The organism is Paenibacillus glucanolyticus NBRC 15330 (genome assembly GCF_004000885.1).
Taxonomy (GTDB): domain Bacteria; phylum Bacillota; class Bacilli; order Paenibacillales; family Paenibacillaceae; genus Paenibacillus_AQ; species Paenibacillus_AQ glucanolyticus.
The window spans coordinates 45,543-65,683 of the sequence record NZ_BIMC01000025.1; the positions used below are offsets into that span (position 1 = coordinate 45,543).

At 50.6% G+C, this 20,141-nt stretch carries 16 protein-coding genes; 15 read left to right on the plus strand and 1 reads right to left on the minus strand.

The genetic code is table 11. The features are described 5' to 3' along the window. The first annotated feature begins 84 nt into the window (after nt 1–84). The 8 genes from purH (at nt 85) to PGL02S_RS28415 (ending at nt 10,007) form a co-directional block, all read left to right on the plus strand. The gene (purH, locus tag PGL02S_RS24895; RefSeq protein WP_036640874.1) at nt 85–1,632 is read left to right on the plus strand and encodes a bifunctional phosphoribosylaminoimidazolecarboxamide formyltransferase/IMP cyclohydrolase; all 1,548 of its coding nucleotides are present in this window, start codon (nt 85–87) and stop codon (nt 1,630–1,632) included. Between the two features lie 139 nt (nt 1,633–1,771). Continuing rightward, a complete protein-coding gene (locus PGL02S_RS28410) occupies nt 1,772–1,933 on the plus strand; it encodes a hypothetical protein (protein ID WP_157659627.1) in 162 nt (53 codons plus the stop codon). Between the two features lie 40 nt (nt 1,934–1,973). Then, nucleotides 1,974–3,242 (plus strand): phosphoribosylamine--glycine ligase, encoded by a 1,269-nt coding sequence (gene purD, locus PGL02S_RS24900; RefSeq protein ID WP_036640872.1) that lies wholly within the window; start codon nt 1,974–1,976, stop codon nt 3,240–3,242. A 644-nt stretch (nt 3,243–3,886) separates the two neighbouring features. After that, entirely contained in the window at nt 3,887–5,197 is a 1,311-nt protein-coding gene (locus PGL02S_RS24905) for a sugar ABC transporter substrate-binding protein (protein ID WP_006208294.1), read from the plus strand. A 97-nt stretch (nt 5,198–5,294) separates the two neighbouring features. Beyond that, complete coding sequence (locus tag PGL02S_RS24910) at nt 5,295–6,608, plus strand: sugar ABC transporter permease (RefSeq protein ID WP_006208295.1); 1,314 nt, start codon at nt 5,295–5,297, stop codon at nt 6,606–6,608. Then, nucleotides 6,608–7,450 (plus strand): sugar ABC transporter permease, encoded by an 843-nt coding sequence (locus PGL02S_RS24915; protein WP_006208296.1) that lies wholly within the window; start codon nt 6,608–6,610, stop codon nt 7,448–7,450. The genes PGL02S_RS24910 and PGL02S_RS24915 overlap by 1 nt, the downstream gene beginning before the upstream one ends. 117 nt (nt 7,451–7,567) lie before the next feature. Beyond that, nucleotides 7,568–9,604: a methyl-accepting chemotaxis protein gene (locus PGL02S_RS24920; protein WP_036640870.1), complete on the plus strand. Its 2,037-nt coding sequence runs from the start codon at nt 7,568–7,570 to the stop codon at nt 9,602–9,604. Between the two features lie 244 nt (nt 9,605–9,848). Further along, entirely contained in the window at nt 9,849–10,007 is a 159-nt protein-coding gene (locus PGL02S_RS28415) for a hypothetical protein (protein ID WP_155984613.1), read from the plus strand. Between the two features lie 12 nt (nt 10,008–10,019). Here the strand turns inward: PGL02S_RS28415 and PGL02S_RS24925 are convergent, their stop codons facing one another. Further along, the gene (locus tag PGL02S_RS24925; protein ID WP_036640869.1) at nt 10,020–12,161 is read right to left on the minus strand and encodes an alpha-amylase family glycosyl hydrolase; all 2,142 of its coding nucleotides are present in this window, start codon (nt 12,159–12,161) and stop codon (nt 10,020–10,022) included. Between the two features lie 482 nt (nt 12,162–12,643). Between PGL02S_RS24925 and PGL02S_RS24930 the strand changes: the two genes are divergently transcribed. The 7 genes from PGL02S_RS24930 to PGL02S_RS24960 all read left to right on the plus strand — a co-directional run bounded on the left by PGL02S_RS24930 (nt 12,644) and on the right by PGL02S_RS24960 (nt 20,077). Further along, a complete protein-coding gene (locus tag PGL02S_RS24930; RefSeq protein ID WP_036640868.1) occupies nt 12,644–13,783 on the plus strand; it encodes a serine hydrolase domain-containing protein in 1,140 nt (379 codons plus the stop codon). 196 nt (nt 13,784–13,979) lie between these two features. Then, nucleotides 13,980–14,936 carry a GNAT family N-acetyltransferase gene (locus tag PGL02S_RS24935; RefSeq protein ID WP_036640867.1) on the plus strand — a complete coding sequence of 319 codons (957 nt, stop codon included), beginning with the start codon at nt 13,980–13,982 and terminating at the stop codon, nt 14,934–14,936. Nucleotides 14,937–14,975: 39 nt separating this feature from the next. Further along, complete coding sequence (locus PGL02S_RS24940; RefSeq protein WP_036640866.1) at nt 14,976–15,683, plus strand: PIG-L deacetylase family protein; 708 nt, start codon at nt 14,976–14,978, stop codon at nt 15,681–15,683. 385 nt (nt 15,684–16,068) lie between these two features. Then, nucleotides 16,069–16,683: an alpha/beta hydrolase gene (locus tag PGL02S_RS24945; RefSeq protein ID WP_036640861.1), complete on the plus strand. Its 615-nt coding sequence runs from the start codon at nt 16,069–16,071 to the stop codon at nt 16,681–16,683. A 146-nt stretch (nt 16,684–16,829) separates the two neighbouring features. After that, the gene (locus tag PGL02S_RS24950) at nt 16,830–17,777 is read left to right on the plus strand and encodes a carbohydrate ABC transporter permease (RefSeq protein WP_036640859.1); all 948 of its coding nucleotides are present in this window, start codon (nt 16,830–16,832) and stop codon (nt 17,775–17,777) included. Between the two features lie 14 nt (nt 17,778–17,791). Further along, nucleotides 17,792–18,631, plus strand: coding sequence for a carbohydrate ABC transporter permease (locus PGL02S_RS24955; RefSeq protein ID WP_006208304.1), 840 nt, complete (start codon nt 17,792–17,794; stop codon nt 18,629–18,631). A 66-nt stretch (nt 18,632–18,697) separates the two neighbouring features. Then, nucleotides 18,698–20,077, plus strand: a complete 1,380-nt coding sequence (locus PGL02S_RS24960; protein WP_036640857.1) for an ABC transporter substrate-binding protein — start codon at nt 18,698–18,700, stop codon at nt 20,075–20,077. Nucleotides 20,078–20,141: the final 64 nt, after the last annotated feature.

A 20,141-nucleotide genomic window follows, 5' to 3' on the forward strand; every position in this document is an offset into this window, starting at 1 on the left:
TAATTTGCAATTATGGATGTTCGACAGCATCTAAGGAATCAAGACAGGCTATTATGATTTTCATTCAATATAGGGGGTATGGACGTGGGTATCAAAAGAGCTTTGGTCAGCGTTTCGGATAAAACCGGCATCGTGGAATTTTGCCGTGAGTTGTCTTCATTGGGTGTAGAGATCATCTCGACTGGGGGAACCAAGAATCTTCTTGCACAGGAAGGAGTACCTGTTATCGGTATTTCGGATGTGACGGGATTCCCGGAGATTCTGGACGGACGTGTAAAAACCCTTCATCCTGCGGTACACAGCGGTTTGCTTGCTATTCGCGACAGCGAGGAGCATCAGCGCCAAATGCAGGAGCTCGGTCTCGATTATATCGATATGGTTGTCGTTAATCTGTATCCATTCCAGGAAACGATTGCGAAGCCGGATGTCGAGTATGAAGATGCCATCGAAAATATCGACATTGGCGGTCCAACCATGCTGCGTTCTGCGGCAAAAAACCATGCTTTTGTAAGCGTGGTTGTCGATGCGGCGGATTATGGCAGTGTGATCGAGGAAATCCGCGGTGGTGGCGACACCACGTTGGAAACCCGCAAACGTCTGGCAGCCAAGGTATTCCGCCATACAGCGGCTTACGATACACTCATTTCCGACTATTTGTCGAATGTGATGGGCGATCCGCTTCCTGAGCGCTTCAGCGTGACGTATGAGAAAATCCAGGATCTTCGTTACGGCGAGAACCCGCATCAGAAGGCGGCCTTCTATCGTAAACCGCTGGCTCCGGCGGGTACCTTGACGACAGCGGAACAGCTGCACGGCAAGGAGCTGTCCTATAACAATATTAACGACGCGAATGCGGCTTTGCAGATCGTGAAGGAGTTTGACGAGCCGACGGTAGTGGCCGTGAAGCATATGAATCCTTGCGGTGTTGGCATTGGCACCAACGTATTGGAGGCTTATCAAAAAGCGTATAACGCCGATCCAACCTCCATCTTCGGCGGGATTGTGGCAGCGAACCGGACAATTGACGCTCCGACAGCTGATCTGCTGAAGGAGATCTTCCTCGAAATCATCCTTGCACCGGACTTCACGCCGGAGGCGCTGGAAATTCTGACAAAGAAGAAGAACATCCGTCTGCTGAAGATGGGCGAGTTCGGTTCTGCCAAGGAGCGTCAGAGCACGCTTGCCGTAACGACGATTGAAGGCGGCATGATCGTCCAGGAAAGCGACGTGCATTCTCTGGATGTTGCCGATCTGAAGGTCGTGACGGACCGTGAGCCTACTGAAGAGGAGCTGAAGCAGCTGCTCTTCGGATGGAAGGTTGTCAAGCATGTGAAATCCAATGCGATTGTATTGGCTGCGGACAACATGACCGTTGGCGTTGGCGCAGGTCAGATGAACCGCGTCGGCTCGGCACGCATTGCGGTTGAGCAAGCCGGCGAGAAAGCGAAGGGGGCTATACTGGCATCCGATGCATTCTTCCCGATGGGAGATACGGTTGAGCTTGCAGCGAAAGCCGGCATTACGGCGATCATCCAGCCGGGCGGCTCCATTAAGGATGAGGAATCCATCAAGGCAGCCAATGAACACGGCATCGCCATGGTCTTCACCGGCGTGAGACATTTCAAACACTAATGAGGATGGCAACAAAGTCTCTCTTGTTGCAGCCATCCGGTGCAGTTCAAGGGACCCCTTAATCCCAACACAGACTGAGGCGACGCTGCGCTTAGCGGGCGCCGCCTTTAAGTTTAGGGGATGAAGTGGACGTTGGGCGTTGAGCCAGGCTGCCGAAGAGGTAGCACAAGTCCCTTTTCGGGACTTGGAGCCCGAGAAGGCAGCCAAGGTGGCAGCACAAGTCCCTTTTCGGGACTTGGAGCCCGAGAAGGCGGCCGTCATGGTACATTTGATTTTGCACTATGAATCATTCATGCAATGAAACGATGTGAATACCTGAGATGAACCGGGAGGGAAGATCCATGGATATATTGGTGATCGGAGGCGGCGGCAGAGAGCATGCCATCGTATGGGCACTGGCGAAGAGTCCGAAGGCTGGCACGATATACTGTGCACCTGGCAATGCCGGAATCGGGCAGCTGGCTGAGTGCGTGCCCATCGCGGTATCGGAGTTTGAGAAGCTGGCTGCATTTGCGGTAGAGAAGCAAGTGGGACTTATCGTCGTTGGTCCAGATGATCCGCTGGCTGACGGCATTGTCGATGCGTTCGATGAGACAGGCATTCCTGTCTTTGGTCCACGTAAAAATGCTGCCGAGATTGAAGGAAGCAAAACCTTCATGAAGGATTTGCTCCACAAGTACAGCATTCCGACAGCGGCTTATGCGAAGTTTGACGATTACGAAGCTGCACTTGCTTATTTGCGCCAGCAAGGCGCGCCAATCGTTGTGAAAGCGGACGGGCTGGCAGCAGGCAAGGGTGTTACCGTTGCACGCACGCTGGAAGAAGCAGAGCAGGCGCTCAGCGACATCATGCAATCGAAGGTATTCGGCGATGCCGGAAGCCGGGTCGTCATTGAGGAGTTTCTGGAAGGCCAGGAAATGTCGATTCTGGCTTTTGTCGACGGTGAGACCGTGAAGCCGATGTCGGCAGCCCAGGATCACAAGCCGGCATACGATGATGATCGGGGACCGAATACGGGAGGAATGGGAACCTATTCGCCATTGCCTCATATTCAGCCATCCATTATTGAAGAGGCCATTCAAACGATTATCAAGCCGACAGCAAAGGCGATGGTAGCTGAAGGGCGACCGTTCCGCGGGGTTCTGTTTGCCGGATTGATGATCTCACCGGACGGCAGGCCGAAGACGATTGAATTTAACGCCAGATTTGGTGATCCAGAGACGCAGGTAGTATTACCGCGCCTGAAGACGGATCTTCTGGAGGTGTTCCTGTCTGCTGTAAATGGCACCTTGGCTGATCTGGAGCTGGAGTGGAGCGATGAAGCGGCTGTATGCGTTATCCTGGCCTCTGGCGGCTATCCGGCATCGTATCCGAAAGGGATTGCTATCACGGGTCTGGAGGACGAGCAGGACAGCACCATAGTATTCCATGCGGGAACCGCACGCGACGCGGAAGGAACGTGGAGAACGAACGGCGGACGCGTACTCGGCGTTGTCGGTCTAGGCGCAGATATCGCTTCTGCACGGGCAAAGGCATATGAACGGGCAGAAGGCATCACGTTTGAAGGCAAGTTTAACCGGACGGATATTGCACTCAAGGCACTCAGATGATAACGGAAATGCTAAATAGCAGAAGTATTCATTAACGAACAAGAACAGCTATCAGAAAAATTTGAAGGGCTGCCGCAGATCTTTTTTTAGATCGGGATCGGTAGTCCTTCTGTTTTGTGTGATCATTTAGAGGAAACCGAAGGACTGCCTTGGATCTTTTTTAGATCACGATCGGCGCTCCTTCCGTTCCGTAACTGTGAGAGCATAAATGCTGGAGGAACGGTCTTTTTCGCAAGCAATAGATGTATGAGGAGCCTCATTAACGCCTATCGCATTAGTGTGCAAACGTTTGTTCAATTGATCATCATTTATTGCGAATTCTTGTCTTAATTAGCGAGCATAACTACAGGATTGCACAGCGAATGCACAACTATTTTTATGATAACTTACGAAACACAGCGATAATGGAAGATAATATAGGATTAAATGCCTATTTCGAGGAAAAATGATCTGTGCAAACGTTTTTACATTCGAGATTAAATGTTGTATGATGTTTTCAGTGAATGAAGCGCTTTCTCAACGGGATTTTTCCAAAGTATCTCGCCAGATGCTACATAAAAAAAGAGACACTGAAAATTTTCTGAAATCGTTTGCGCAGATTTCCAACATTTTCTGATCATTTATTTGAGAGGGGTAATCATGGAATGAAGATGAAGAAGTTACTCACGCTAGCTGCAACCTTCACGTTGGCGTTCTCCATTACAGCATGTGGAGGAAACACAGCTGCTCCTGCTACAGAGGCACCTGCTGAGAATCCACCAGCACAGGAAACGCCGGCTGAAAATACAGAAGCACAGGAACTTAAGCCAGAAGAAGGCGCTAAATTGATCGTATGGGAAAGCCGGGACGAAAGAGCCTACACGGACGCGGTGGCTAAAGAATTTACCGAGAAATACGGCGTTGAAGTGACCATCGAAGAATTGTCTCCAACCGATCAAGTAACCAAGCTTGCACAAGACGGTCCATCCGGATTGGGCGCTGACGTAGTATTGTTCCCTCACGATAACCTGGGTAAAGCAGTAGCTACAAACCTGGTTCTGCCAAATGACTTTTACGAAGAAAAAACAAAGAGCAGCAACACGGAAGCTGCCATCCAAGGTGTAAGCTATGACGGCGTTCTGTACGGATACCCGCGCGCTGCTGAAACTTACCTGATGTACTACAACAAGGACTTGGTAAAAGAAGTTCCAACATCGATGGAAGAAGTTATCGAATTCAGCAAAACGTTCACCGACAAATCCAAGAACAAATACGGATTTATGTTCGAAACGGGCAACCTGTACTTTGCATATCCGTTCCTTGCTTCCAACGGCGGATACATCTTCGGTAACGGCGGTGCAGATGTCAACGATATCGGTCTTAACAATGACGGCGCGGTTAAGAGTATGGAAGTATACGCTAGCCTGAAAGAAATTCTTCCCGTTAAATCTGGCGACATTACACCGGATATCAAGCGCGGATTGTTCACAGCCGGCGACCTGGCTATGGACATCAACGGACCTTGGGAACTTGGCGGATACAAAGAAGCGCTTGGCGACAAACTCGGCGTTGCTCCAATCCCAACGATTGGCGGACAGCCTGCCGTATCGTTCTCCGGTATCAAAGCATGGTACGTAAGCTCATTCTCGAAATATCCGCAAGCGGCTCGTCTGTTCGCTGACTTTGCAACTTCCAAGGAAGCTCAATTGCAGCTGAGCGCATTGGTTGGATCGGTTCCAACAAACAATGAAGCTCAAGAAGACGATCAAATCAAGAATGACGAGTATGTATCGGCATTCACGGAGCAGTTCAAATCTTCCCAGCCGATGCCATCCGTTCCTGAAATGGCTAACGTATGGTCTCCTGTAGGCGCTGCACTGGCTGAGATTTGGGATAACAACAAAGACGTTAAAGAAACACTGGATAAAGCTGTGAGTCAAGTTAAAGATCTTAACAGTGGTGGAGCTGCTAAGTAATAGCGTTCTTATATAATACGAGAAAGATGAAGAAGTTCACCCGCCGAACAACCGGCGGGTGATTCCTCGATTATATGGAGAGGAGAATGGAGGGAGCATGCGTCAACATCGTATGACAGCGGCCATATTATCAGCCATCTGTATGGGTCTGGGTCAGCTTTACAACCGGCAATGGATCAAAGGCGTTCTTTTACTTATCGTAGGTGTATTCAGTCTGTACTACTTCATAAACAACCTGGGTGATGCTATCTGGGGAATGATATCGTTAGGGGAACAGGGAAGTCATTTAGAGAAGGTGAACGGCTTAACTCAGATGGTTGCCGGAGACCATTCCATCAACCTGTTGATTGAAGGTCTTATCACTTTGATTTTGTTTGCGATTTTTCTGCTTGGCTACTATGCCAATATCAGAAACGCATATAATGCTGGAAAACAAAGGGAAAAGGGTGTGAAACCCAACAATTTCAGACAGACCCTTTATTATATTTTTGAGTGGAAATTCGCCCAATCATTCCTGACCCTGCCTGCCATCGGTATTTTATTCTTTACTGTCATGCCGATTATCTTCATGGTCTTGCTGGCGTTCACGAACTATTCTGCTCCGAACAACCTGCCACCGGCAAATCTGGTAGACTGGGTTGGTTTCCAAACCTTTACGAATCTGATTGCATTGAAATCGTGGAGCCATACCTTTTTCGGCGTTCTGACCTGGACGATCATTTGGGCGGTGCTTGCAACGGTAACCACGTATTTTGGCGGGGTGCTCGTTGCACTGCTTATTCAGCAAAAAGGAATTCGCTTCAAAGGCGTATGGCGCGTTATTCTGATCATTCCATACGCAATTCCGCAGCTGATTTCATTGCTCGTTATGCGTAATATGTTTAACGGGCAGTTCGGACCGATCAACCAATACTTAAGATATTTCGGTTTGGAAGGCCTGCCTTGGCTGACAGATCCGATCTGGGCAAAATTCACCGTTATTATCGTAAACATGTGGGTAGGTATACCTGTATCCATGCTCCTGGTCATGAGTGTCCTGACTACGATTCCGAAGGATCTCTACGAAGCCGCAGACGTGGATGGGGCAACCGGGTTCCAGAAGTTTAAAATCATCACCCTGCCGATGATCATGTTCTCAACCGCACCGGTTCTGATTACGCAATTCGCCGGTAATATCAACAACTTTAACCTGATCTTCCTCCTGACGAACGGTAACCCGGTTGTGGGAGATTATCAGTACGCGGGAGCTACGGACCTGCTGGTTACCTGGCTCTACAAGCTGACTTTGGATCAGCAGAGATACAGTATGGCATCGGCAATCGGTATTATCATCTTCATGATTATTGCGTCCTTCTCGATTTACAATTATCGCCGAACCAGATCATTTAAAGAGGAGGATATGATCCAATAATGGGAATTAAAACGAGAAATGCGATTCGCCTGACGGCAAGTTATATTACACTTGTTATCATCGCGATCGGCTGTATTTACCCGGCGCTCTGGATTGTTCTGGCTTCTTTCCGTCCCGGAAAGTCATTGTACAGCAAGACTCTGATTCCAGAATCATTTACACTTAGTCACTATAAAGAGTTGTTCACATCCCAAAGCTTCCTGTTTGGTACATGGTATATGAACACATTGAAAATAGCGGTATTCTCCATGATTATCGGGACCATTCTTGTATTGCTTACAAGTTATGCCGTATCCCGCTTCCGGTTTAAGGGTCGGCAAAATGCACTATCGACCATTCTTGTGCTGGGGATGTTCCCCGGCTTCATGAGTATGATCGCACTGTACATTTTGCTGAACTCTCTGGATCTGCTGAATACACATGCAGCTATGATTATTGTGTATGCCGCAGGGGCGCCTCTGGGCGGAACGCTGATCATGAAGGGCTTCCTGGATACGATACCGCGAAGCTTGGATGAAGCGGCGAAAATCGACGGAGCAACCAACTTCCAAATTTTCCGCAGAATCATTCTGCCGTTGTCGAAGCCAATGATTACGTATATGGGCTTGACGATGTTTGTTGGACCGTGGGTAGACTTTATCTTTGCCAGACTTGTGCTCCGGACTAAAGAAAACTGGACGCTTGCCGTTGGTCTGTGGGATCTCGTCAACTCCACCCAGGACAGTAACTTTACTCTGTTCGCAGCAGCCTCAGTGCTTATCGCGCTGCCGATCACCATTCTGTTTATCTTCCTGCAGCGTTTGCTGGTGGACGGTATGACGGCAGGTGCAAGCAAAGGGTAACATGCAACGGACTCATCATCAGACCTAAAGATAGACAGAACAGCGAAGAGACACAGCCGGTAACCGCTTGCTGTGTCTTTTCGTATTTTATGAATGCTACGCAGGGGGTACATACATATGAACATGGCAAGGCGCTTTCAATTTAGGGCAGTCGGAATGAAGCTGTTTGTTATCTTTTTTGCAACAATTGTGCTGTTATCTTCGGCCTTGGGGTTGTTATCGTATTTCATATCCAAGGATACAGTTATGGATCAGGTGTCTGAAGCGACATCGGGTCAGATGATGCAGGCGGCGGACAAGCTGGATTTTCTGCTGTCCCAGTATGAAGCCACTTCCCGTCAATGGGCGCTGGATACGGTGCTTCGTGAGGATCTGGTTACGGTCAGTTCTTCAGACATCGGTATTCGGGAGAAAACAGAGGCCGAGAACCGTATCCGTGAGAAACTTAACGGGACGGCCTCTTCGGATGGTCGTATGCAGGGCATGCGCCTGGTGGCACCCAGTCTAAGTGCACAAGGCTCCTATAATTCTACAGGTTTGTTGGGATTGTCTTCTGCGGACAGCATCAAATCCAAAATCGACCAGATCATTCAAGCTGATGGCGAGCCGGTATGGTTCCCTACGGAAACCAAAGGATTTATGGAGAATGAGATAAGCCCCACCATGACAATGGGGAGATTGCTGAAAAACCTCAAAAATCCAAATGCGCAATACGTCCTCCTGATGGATATTAAGGATCAGGCCGTGGGAGAGGTGCTGGCTAATTTAAAAATAGGGCATAACGGGCAAATGCGAATTGTTGCCGCAGATAACCGAATCGTACACGATATGGATCCGGCGCAACTAATGCAGCCGTCCACCATTACGGTTCCTGAAGGTGCTGCAGAAGGAGGGACCTATTATACTGCGAATGAGCAGATGGTCGTGTATACGCCTCTGAAGACGGCTCCTTGGTACATGGTTGGCTTTGCTCCTGTCAGTGATTTCGTGAAAGCTACAGACAAGCTGCTGACCGTAACGCTTGTTGTCATTGCAGCTGCGATTCTGGTTGCAGTGCTGATCGGATACTATATGATGCGCACTATCGGCCGTCCACTGAATCAGATGTGCAGTTTGATGGAAGAGGGGGAGCAGGGAAATCTGAGGGTTCGGACAGATTTTCAGCGTGTGGATGAGATTGGCCGCCTCGGCCACAGCTTCAACCAGATGATGGGGCAAATCTCAGCCCTGGTTGACCAGACGAATGCTTCCGCGAAGGAAGTGCTGGCTACCGCGGAGGAACTGGCAGAAGCGTCAAGAGGAACCTCACTCACAGCTGGCGAAATTGCGGCAGCGATGGAGCAGATTGCGCAGGGCAGCGGAAGTCTCGCCATGGAAGCCGAACGGGAGAATCAGCTGGCCGAGAACATCGGGGTCCAGATGAGCAAGGTTTCAGATTCCAATCAAGTGATCGAGGCCGCAGCGGATCGCGTACTTCGGGTGACGGGAGAAGGCGCACTGCATATGGACAGTCTGGTAGAGAAATCCACGCGGATCAATCAGGTGAACCGGGCCATCGTTCAGAATGCGGAGAAGCTGAAGGATAATACCTCGTCGATTCACAGAATATTGGAACTGATGTCGGAGATTACACATCAGACCAACGTGTTGTCCATTAACGCTACCATTGAAGCAGCCCGGGCCGGGGCAGCAGGCAGCGGCTTCATGGTCGTAGCTAATGAGGTGAGAAGCTTGGCGGACCGTTCCAAGGAATCGATCCAGACGGTGGGCGCCATGATCCTGGATATACGGACGGAAGTGCAGGGCTCCGTCGACGCGTTAACGTCGGCATCGCCGCTCTTTGACGAACAGCTGCATTCGGTACAGGAAGCGCAGGGGGTATTCGATAATGTGCGGCACGAGATGGATACCCTCTTAACCGAGATTAGCGAATCGACTCATGCCATAGAGGGCCTGATCGAATCCCAGCTCACTTTGACCGACTCCATCTCGGAGGCAAGCTCGATCGTACAAGAGACCAGTGCCGCCACAGAGGAGGTCGCTTCGATGTCATCCGAGCAGTTCAAGGTAAGCGAGAAGCTGGTTGTTCTGTCCTCGCGATTGGAGGAGCTGTCGGAGAGCTTGCGGCAGTCCTTGGTGAAGTTCAGGACGTAAATAGCTTTGGTTAACCATGTGCATTGCATGATGTGAAGGCCGTGCAGCACTTTGCATACGGATCATGCTTCCGATCCCTGTTATCCCCGGAATTCTATTGAGATCATATCTAATGATGAATTCCGGGGATAAAGGGGACCACTTCGTTTCTCCAGCATGATTCCGCCTGCTCCGTTGAAGCCTCGCCTCTGTGTATGCATTTCGCTGCACCCTCATTGCAATAAAAGCAATTTACTCTCGGGGTGTGGATATAGAGGGTAATAATATCGAGCCGATGAAGGGCAATACCCTCATCGGCTCATTTTTGTTGTCCGCGATGCGCGTCGTTAGCTGCACGAAGACCGGCTCCGGGAATAATCCCGGAGCCGGTGGGCTTGATATGGAGTCTGCGAAAATAGCCTAGCCCATTAGGGGCTTACGGCTGCCAGTTCACGTTGACCGTTGCCGTGCCGCTGGCTGGAGCAGTGAAGCTGTGATTGCTTCCGCCCTCCCATGTTACCGTTGAGCCTTGTTTCTTCAAGAATTTGAATTCAATGGTTTTGCCGGCAGGCACGCTGACGTCATAATACCAGGTTGGGTACTGGTAGATGACCTGGTTGTACAGCGGGCCGATGGCCTTGGCTGGGTCCCAGTTGCCGAGCTCGCTTACGCTGCCTGAGAGGTACACGTTCTGCCCGAGAGCGGTTGTTGCATTGTTGATCACAAAGCGGACACTGACCTGATCTCCGGTCAGTACTTCGAAGTTGTCATACACATTACTTGAAGCGCCACCGCTGTTTGCGATTTTGATGTTATATACGCCACCGGCAACCGCTGGGATTTTCACTTTGATCTGCGTATCTTCCCAAGCTGTAATGTTGGCGCCTGTAACGGCTGTCGTTCCGAAGTACACGGTACCCTTGCTTGCGCCGAAGCCGCGGCCGTCAATGGTGACGGTTGCGCCCGGTTTTGCCATCATCGGTCCTACATGTCCGATGGTTGGAGCTGTAGTCGCTGTTGTGTACTGCCATACTGCCGTGCCGCCTGCTGCCAGCGTGAAGTTGGAAGCAGCCCCGCCGGAGCTGACGGTAAGTGAATTACCGTTCAGGAGTCCGCCCAATACATCCGCGTAGTTCCCGGCAGGAAGCGAGGTGGCCAATCCTGTAATCGAGGCTGGCGTGTTCACGTTACGGTTCACAGCGATGACAGCTGCGCTGTTGCCGAATTTGCGTTCATAGATCAGCACATCGTTGTTGATCCAACGCTCCTGCGTCGTTCCATAAGCGATAGCCGGGTTTGATTTACGCAGAGGCGCAAGCTTTTGAATCACTTGGTAAGCTGTAGTCGTTGTGGAGAAAGAAGGGATCCGTGCCCGGTTGTTGGGATCGTTCCCGCCGGCCATATATTGTTCAGTTCCGTAATAGATGGCTGGCACGCCACGGGAAGTGAGTGTGAAGGCCAGGGCTTGCTCCAGCTTCCGTCGGTTGGCATTGCTGTCGTGGAAACGCTCCATATCATGGTTGTCGATGAACGTTACCTGATCCTCCACTTGGGCATAATCGGTCGCTGAACCCTCCAGCATGGACTTCAGACCGTACATATTGTCCGTGTTGTCTCTGAATACCTGACGAACCTTCTGGGCGAATCGGAAATCAAGCAGGCTCATGCCGGATTCGTTAGCGAATTTGTGGTTTTCGGCGCTTACTTCATTCACGCCCAGGAACCATTCGCCGAAGGTGAAGACCGGCTTGTAGTTGTTGACGGTGGCCATGAAACTCTTCTGCCAGCCGAACGGCATGTGCTTCACGGCGTCCATCCGAATGCCGTCAATGCCAAGATCGAGCCACATTTTGACGGCGTCCTTCAGATAGGTGTCCACCGTGCTGTTGTTATGGTTCAGGTCAGCTAGGTCATACAGGTTTTTGTAAATCCCGTTCTCTGTCGTGGAAAAATCGGTGCCTCCGTTATGGTGGAACAGATTTTGCGTATCGCCTGTGTATCCCCCGAGCAGGGTGCCATTGTTGTACAGCTTGCCGTTCTCTGCGAATGAAGGCTGGTCAGAGGAGGCGGGAGATGTATGGTTAGGAGCAAAGTCAATGATGACTTTAATGTTCTTGGCATGAGCGGCAGTGATAAGATTCTGGAAATCGGCAATCGTGCCGTAAGCCGGGTTGGTCTTCTTGAAATCTCGGGCCCAATAGCCGTGATAAGCGGTGTTGTTAACACCGGAATAATTGATGACGCTGTAGATATTCTCAACCGGCTGGGAGATCCAGATGGCGGTAACGCCCATTCCGGTAAGATAGCCGTCGTTGATCTTGTTGATGATTCCTTGCCAGTCACCGCCGCAGTACAGTCTAAGGTTGGTGCAGGTACCGTCAAAGGCAGACCCGGTCGGGTTGTTGGAAGCATTGCCGTCGGAGAAACGGTCAGTAAAAATCTGATAGATGACATCCGTACTGAAATTCTGCTTGTTGGATACCGAAGTATCCGGGGCCGCGTATGCTGGGCCAAACAGGCTCAAGGTAAGGGATAAGCTAAGGGCTAACGCGGTGGTCAGTTTGTAAAACTTCTTCATTGTATACCTCCTATGTAATTGAGAATGAAATCTTGGTTCATCTTGCTAACTGGCTGCTTGAGCATCACCTCCAACAAAATCGGGCAACAAAAAACCCCGGCATCTCCTGAAGAGAAACCGGGGTTGTTCCATACCGGGTGTGCGGTTACGGAATGCATGGCCCTTAAATTATGCGAGTGTTTGATTTCAAAATTATTGTAATTGAAAGCGGATTCAAGTGTCAATATATAATATCCATTTCATTGGAAATATTTAATGATCCATTATGAAATTAAATTTTATAATTTATATTTAATATTGAAACAAAATTTTACAAGATCTATAATAAGATTTAGGAAACGTTTACATTTATTAAGGCTTCGCCGCTTCTGTTTGTATGTCATTAGTATAGATTTTAGAGTTGGATATCTTTCGTTCGGCTTGTTTTGATGATAGCTTGTTGTTCAATGGATTTTGTCGTAATGGAGGGGGAGGACTCAGTGATGAATGTGGAAGCTGGCGCAGCGAAGCTAGGATTGGGCATTAGAGGATTGAGAGCGGCATGCGCTGCCGTAGAGCGGGAGATTGCTGCAAGTACGACACCCGGCGCGGTGCTCGGCATTCTGCACCAAGGCAGGGACTGGTACTACGCAGCAGGTTATGCCAATCCGAAGCCGATGCAGGGTCAGCCTGTATCTACCCGTGATGACACATTATATGATTGCGCATCCTTGACCAAGGTGGTAGTCACACTCCCGTTAATTCTGCAACTGATCGATGATGGCGTTCTGACCTTGACCACGAAAGCGAGTGATATTCTGCCTTCATTCGGTTCGGCCGGTAAAGAAGAGATTACGATAGGGCAGCTGCTGACGCATACTTCCGGGCTTCAGGCCGATATGAACCTGCATGCCCAGGGCTGGAGCAGAGAGCAGATGTGGGATGCTGTTCTTGCATCGCCGCTCGCTGCCAAACCGAATACTGAAGTGATTTACAGTGATCTCGGATATCTCACCCTGGGCCTTATCATTGAGAAGGTGCTGGGTATGCCACTAGATCAGGCGGCAAAACAGCGGATTTTCGATCCGCTGAATATGCGTCATGCGACATTGACGCCTGATCCGGAACAGACCGAACGTTATGCTGCAACGGAATATGATGAGACTGTACAAGGTCATCTATGCGGAATCGTACATGATGAGAAGGCCCGGGCCTTGGGCGGCATATGCGGCCATGCCGGTTTGTTTGCGACCGCAGGCGATCTGCTGTTGTACGCCCGTATGTGGCTTGGACAGGGGACAATCCCGGCAGCACCGCATACGGAGGTGACAGGCCATGTATCACGGATTTTATCCCAAGCTGCGGCTGGTACCGCTGTACGTACCCATACAGGGCATGTTCATGGATCGAACCGCGGTTTGGGCTGGGTCCTGAAAGGGGATAAGATGGATGCTTCCGGGGATTGGATGAGTCCGGGCTGTTATGGACATACCGGATTTACCGGTACCAGCCTGTGGATCGATCCCGAGTTTGATCTCGCGGTCGTTCTGCTCACTAACCGTGTATACGGAGGGAGGAGCACAAGCGTGGCTCAGCTGCGTGCCCAGGTCCACAATGCCTTGACAGGAGCCGTGGCTAAGTAAGCCAGGAAAGTGGCGCTCCATTTCAGCGGTAACTGAAGGACAATAATGACACCTTATGGACACCTGCCAAAGTTTGATTAGCCTGGGGAATATATATCCAAATCCCGCGAACAAAAGATTGGATTATCCGGTCCCCGTTTTGCTTCACGTTAACCGGAACAGGACTTATAACGAGCAATTGAGGAGGGAACATGTTATGACGACCCTAACCTACAGGTCTTATCGGCCTGGAGATGAAGAAGGCATCACAACCTTATGGAACGCCTGTGTGCCGGGAGATCCCATCACCCGTCTTCGCTTTCGGAACTTGGTGCTGCTGGACCCGAACTTTGATCCGCAGGGCCTGCGGGTTGCCGAGCTGGAACATCGGATTGTAGGCGTCCTGTATGCGGTGCGCCGGAGACTCCCGATGATCGGAACCGAGCTGGAGCCGGATCGCGGCTGGATCACCTTCTTTTATACCGATCCGTCGCTGCGAAGACAGGGCGTTGGGGCGCGGCTGCTTCAGGAAGGTGAGGATTTCCTTCGACGCCATGGACGCCGTACCGTTTTTTTCTCCTCTTACGCCCCGAATTATATGGTCCCGGGTATCGATGGCGAGCGGTATCCTGAGGGCCTTGGATGGCTGCAAGCCAGCGGTTTTACCCGGAATTACACGGCGGTTGCGATGGATCGCTCCCTAGTTGATTTCCATATGCCGTTTGAAGTTGCGGAGCTGAAGCAGCAGCGCGAGCAGGAGGGCTTTACCTTTCAGCTGGCTCAGGACAGCGATCTGGTGGAGCTGATTGATTTTGCAACGGACGTGTTTAACCCTGATTGGGGCAGGGGGATTCGTGAGGGATTGCTGCAGCAATTAAGAACAGATCAGATCCTGATTGCGCGCGAGCAGGGGAAGCTGGTTGGATTTTGCCAGCATGGCGGATACGAGGGCGTTGCTGAACGATTCGGCCCGTTTGGAGTGGACCCGTCGATGCAAGGGAAGGGCTTGGGGAAAATCCTGCTGTATGACTGTCTCGCCCTTATGCGGGCTCAGGGGCTGCATGGTGCGTGGTTCCTCTGGACGGGCGAGCAAAGCCCCGCAGGACATTTGTACCGAAAAGCCGGGTTTCACGTGACGCGCCGATTCGATATTATGAGCAAGCCGCTTCAATAAAATAGATTCTGCGACTTTTTCTGCAAAGGAGAGATCAAATTGACGGAAGCAATGCAGCATCACATTTTGGCGATTGGCGGACATGCGGGGGATATGGATCTTACGGCAGGAGCGGTCATAGCAAAATACACACAGGCCGGGCACCGAGCAACGTTTCTTCATTTAACGCCGGGGGAGAAGGGGCATCCTCGGATGGCGCCGGAGGATTACGCGAAGCAAAAGATTGACGAAGCTCATCAATTCGCCGAAATGGTTGGCGCGGATGTCCGATTTCTTGCTTATAAGGATGCGGAGCTTCCACTGGACGAGGAAGTGAAGTATCAGGTAGCCGATGTCATACGGGAAGTGAAGCCGGACATTATAATCACCCACTGGAAGGAGAGCATCCATAAGGATCATGCCAATACACACTATATCGTGGAGGATGCGCGATTCTATGCGGGGCTGAAGACCATTGAGCGCGAGCTTCCATCCCATTATGCCCAGCATTTATACTATGCGGACAATTGGGAGGATCCGTATGATTTTCATCCCGAGGTATTTATCGATATTCCGGAAGAAGCCTATGAAACTTGGGTAAGAGCCATGAATGTATATGCTTATGCACGCGGGGAAACCTACGGCTTCCCGTTCATCGAATATTATAAGGCTCTCACGATTGTACGGGGAGCGCCGATGAACTTCAAGCGGGCGCAGGCTTTTGCGGTTCCGAGAGGCGCATTGACCAAACGATTACAGTTTTTCTAAATATATGGTTTCACATCCAGTCATCTGGAATAATACCTAATGAAATCGAAAAAAAATTGTGAGAAATCCCAAAACATACACTGACATTATAAACATCTTTTGATATAATGAGTGATGTTACGGGGGAACACGTACGGAATCATATAGAGAATATACATGAGAGAGGAAGACTTCCATATTGGGGGCTTCCTCTCTTTTCATGCGCATAGAAACCGGGCGGGATGCAAAAGAACCGATGTTGCATTTTTTGAATTCCATGGTATGATGTATTTAAAGAATCTCAAATTAAAGATATATAAGCAGGATATCAGGGCAGACTTTGATGGAATTGCAGACTGTTTTCTGATTTGATTTTTTAAATGAACGAAGAGGAGACGGAATCCATATGGAACATACACATATTTATCGCCAGGGAACATCTTCCGAGGCACCGACCTTGCTACTGTTGCACGGTACCGGAGGCAATGAGGAGGATTTGCTGCCGCTGGCCGAGATGATCTCGCCAGCTTCGAATGTGCTCGGCGTCCGCGGGAACGTGCTGGAGAACGGCATGCCCAGGTTTTTCCGACGCCTGGCCGAAGGCGTGTTTGATGTAGAGGATCTGGTGAAGCGTACGCAGGATCTGAATGAGTTTTTAAACTGGGCAGCAGCCGAGTACGGTTTTGACCGCAGCCGCATCGTAGCGGTTGGTTATTCGAACGGGGCCAATATCGCCGCGAGCCTGCTGTTTCACGAAGGAGATGCGCTGCAAGGGGCTGTACTCCACCATCCGATGGTTCCGCTGCGGGATAAGGCCCTGCCTGATCTGACTGGCGTTCCAGTCTTCATCGCGGCTGGCCGGCGCGATCCGATGTGCACTCCGCAGGAGAGCGAGGATCTGAATGCACTCCTGAGCGAGGCAGGCGCGGATGTCAAGCTGCACTGGGAGAATGGAGGGCATCAGCTCAGCCGTGCAGAGGTTGGCATGGCAGCTTCCTGGTTTAAGGAGAAGTTCCAGTAATCCCATCGATGCCATGATGTGCAAGTGCTAAACATTTCTTACCTATAGAAAGTAAAAATGAAAGTGAATATGATCAAAATACCGTCAACGACTTGACGGTATTTTTTTTATACTTAAGCCATCCAAGATAAACGAGGTGGTCAGACATGTCACAGACGATGGAGACAGTGAAGAAGCCTGGTCCGCAGATAACCGGCAGGCCCAAGCCCCGGGGCTCCTTGCGGCGGGGGGAGAATGTATGGGGGATTTTATTTGTAAGCCCGATGCTGTTTGGCGTTATCATTTTGGTGCTGTTTCCGATATTGGCTACGCTCGTGCTGGGATTCGCCGATTGGAACTTTGTGCAGGGTTGGGACGGAATCCAGTGGGTCGGGTTTCAGAATTTCCGACATTTGCTGGAGGACGACATCTTTCTCAAGTCCGTGCGGAACAACCTGATTTTTCTTCTGACGGTTCCGATCTACATGATGATATCGATGCTGCTGGCTATATTGATCGACCGGTTTGTCTATATGAAGGGATACTTTAAAGTAGCCTACTTCATGCCCTACATATCCAACATCGTTGCGGTTGCTGTCGTATGGCAGGTACTGTTCCAGCCGTCCTACGGGCCTATTAACGAAATCCTCCGGACAATCGGGATTTCCAATCCGCCCAAATGGATCGCAGATCCGAATTTTGCCCTGATCTCCATTATGCTGATATCGATTTGGATATCCATCGGCTTCAATCTGATCATCTATATTGCCGGCCTGCAGTCTATACCGAAGGATCTGTACGAAGCAGCGGATATCGATGGAGCGAACGGCTGGACCAAGTTCAGGCGCATTACGCTTCCCTTGCTGTCACCGACATCTTTTTTTCTGCTGGTCACGGGGGTTATCTCTACATTCAAGGTGTTCGACATCATCGCCGTCATGACACAAGGCGGACCGATCGGCTCTACGACTATGATGGTCTGGTATTTGTACGATACGGCGTTTGTTAACCTGAAGGTAGGTTATGCATCATCCATTGCCGCGGTTCTGTTCGGGTTCGTCATGCTGATTACACTGGGGCAGTGGGCAGCTCAGAAGAAGTGGGTCAACTACTAGGAGGAGGGCGTTATATGCAGACACAAGCTGGCGTTGACTGGCGCAAGCTCTTCGTAACCATCGTGATGTTCGTTGTGAGTATGCTGTTCCTCCTTCCGTTCATATGGATGCTGGTCACATCCTTTAAGGTGGAAAGAGATGTGTTCGTGTATCCGATTCAGTGGATTCCGCGGGAATGGAACGCGATCCAGAATTACAGGGAGGTATGGTTTGGCGATTATCCCTTCTATCTCTACTATTGGAACTCGATCAAGGTTAGCATGCTCACAACCCTCATCTCGGCAATGGTATCCGCGCTGGCAGCCTATGGGTTCTCCAAAATCCAGTTTGCTGCCGGGAATTGGCTGTTCATCATTGTGCTTGTGACCTACATGATCCCGGGTCAGGCCATTCTGATCCCGCAGTTTATCCTGTACCGCAACATCGGGCTGTTTGATAATCATCTCGGCCTCATTATGCTTGGGAGTTTCAGCGTGCTGGGGACGTTTATGCTGCGGCAATTCTTCATGGGGGTGCACCAGGAATTCATCGAATCCGCCAAAATCGACGGTGCGAGCCATCCGCGGATATTCTGGTCCATTGCGCTGCCGCTGGTAAAGCCCGCTGTGGCTACCTATGCGATTCTGCGCTTCATCTGGACATGGAATGACTATCAGAATCCGCTCATCTTTCTTCGAACGGATCGGCTGTTTACGATTCCGCTGGCGATGCAGAAATTTACGTCTTTAAGCGGTGAGTTTTATTCGCTGATTATGGCGGCGGCCGTGTCGGCCATATTCCCGCTGCTGATTGTTTTTATCATAGGTCAGAAGAGTGTCATCGAAGGAATTGCACTGGGCGGGGTCAAGGGATAGTCACAAGGACATCCCGGAGAATCGCGCTTCTATTAGAATGATATGATTGGGGAGGGCTCGATAACGATGATGAACAAGAAATGGTGGGCAGGGATACTTGCAGGGACGATGGCATTCAGTCTGCTGTCCGGCTGCGGCGGAGGCACGAAGGAACCTAGCGGTACGGCAGGAGAAGGCGCCGCCGAGGGTGGAGGGACGGTCAATCTGAGGCTGTATACGCACGGTACGGAGGAAGCCTACAATTGGAGCAAAACGATTCAAGCTTACGAGGATGCAACACCCGGTGTGACCATTGAGCTGGTTCAGCTAAGCGAGAAGGGAGACAGCCAGGAAGCGATGAAGAAGATGGACCTTGAAGCCGCGTCCTCGGCGCAAATGGATATTCTCATGTTCAGCGATCCGGCAGGGTATGCCCAGCGGGTTGCGCTTGGCATGGCCGAACCGCTGGACGAATACATCGCCAAGGACGGCTACACCGTGGAGACTGACTATAAAGTGGATACCCATCTGGATGGAAAAGTGTATGCGCTTCCCGGAAAATTCAACCCCTGGTATGTGCTGCTGAATAAGGACCACCTGGAGGAGGCGGGACTTCCCGTTCCGACGGATTGGACCTGGGACGATTATGCGGACTATGCGAAGCAGCTGGCTCAGGGCGAAGGGGCAAGCAAGCGCTATGGCACATATTTTCACGGCCCGCAAGGGGGTGGCTGGATGGAATTCCTGAAGCTGAAGATGGCTAACCAGCCGCAAGATGCCGACTTCCTGAAGGCGGATGGGTCTTCCAATCTGGATAACCCTACATTTCGGGAGACGCTGGAGCTGAGAGTGAAGATGGAGAAGGAGGATCAGTCTTCTGTTCCCTATACCGACATTATCTCTCAGAAGCTGAATTACCGGACACAGTTCTTTAACCAGTCGGCAAGCATGATCACGATTGGAAGCTGGATGAATACCGAGATCGGCGGAACCGACAAGGTGCCGCTGGATTTCCAAGTGGCTGTCGCCCCGTATCCCAAAAACAAGGAGAGTGACCCGATCGGACTGACATCAGTCTCTACGGACTATGTGGCCGTCGCTGCCAAATCGAAGCACAAGGAAGAGGCTTACAAGTTTGTCCGCTGGTACACAACGGAAGGTCAGATCATACAGGGCAAGAACATTCCTGCCTGGCAGCAGGTGAAGAGCGAGCAGGTGGAGGGAATCATCGACACCATCCTGGCAGGCACCAAAAGTCCGGAAAAGGTAGATAAAAAATCGCTTGTCGACACACTTGTTATCTCGAAAGCCTCGGCCATCGTTCCGCCTTCCTCCTATCAGGCCGAAGTGTACGAGGCGGTGAATGAGGAGTATGAGAAGCTGATCCTCGGCAATCAGGATATAGATCAGACCCTTAAGAGCACCCAGGAGCGTGTGAACAAAATTATCGATTCCAACAAAAAATGATCTGGTATAATAAACGAAAAAAAGGGGCGAGCCTTCGTCCCTTTTTTGCCATCGTATCTCGAAG

Bases quoted from the DNA above. Each gene is read 5' to 3' on its own strand.
- PGL02S_RS24930 (WP_036640868.1), top strand. From the start codon at position 12,644: ATGAATGTGGAAGCTGGCGCAGCGAAGCTAGGATTGGGCATTAGAGGA.
- purD (WP_036640872.1), top strand. From the start codon at position 1,974: ATGGATATATTGGTGATCGGAGGCGGCGGCAGAGAGCATGCCATCGTA.
- PGL02S_RS24910 (WP_006208295.1), top strand. From the start codon at position 5,295: ATGCGTCAACATCGTATGACAGCGGCCATATTATCAGCCATCTGTATG.
- PGL02S_RS24950 (WP_036640859.1), top strand. From the start codon at position 16,830: ATGTCACAGACGATGGAGACAGTGAAGAAGCCTGGTCCGCAGATAACC.
- PGL02S_RS24955 (WP_006208304.1), top strand. From the start codon at position 17,792: ATGCAGACACAAGCTGGCGTTGACTGGCGCAAGCTCTTCGTAACCATC.
- PGL02S_RS24920 (WP_036640870.1), top strand. From the start codon at position 7,568: ATGAACATGGCAAGGCGCTTTCAATTTAGGGCAGTCGGAATGAAGCTG.
- PGL02S_RS24960 (WP_036640857.1), top strand. From the start codon at position 18,698: ATGATGAACAAGAAATGGTGGGCAGGGATACTTGCAGGGACGATGGCA.
- PGL02S_RS24935 (WP_036640867.1), top strand. From the start codon at position 13,980: ATGACGACCCTAACCTACAGGTCTTATCGGCCTGGAGATGAAGAAGGC.
- PGL02S_RS24905 (WP_006208294.1), top strand. From the start codon at position 3,887: ATGAAGATGAAGAAGTTACTCACGCTAGCTGCAACCTTCACGTTGGCG.
- PGL02S_RS24915 (WP_006208296.1), top strand. From the start codon at position 6,608: ATGGGAATTAAAACGAGAAATGCGATTCGCCTGACGGCAAGTTATATT.
- PGL02S_RS24925 (WP_036640869.1), bottom strand. From the start codon at position 12,161: ATGAAGAAGTTTTACAAACTGACCACCGCGTTAGCCCTTAGCTTATCC.
- PGL02S_RS24945 (WP_036640861.1), top strand. From the start codon at position 16,069: ATGGAACATACACATATTTATCGCCAGGGAACATCTTCCGAGGCACCG.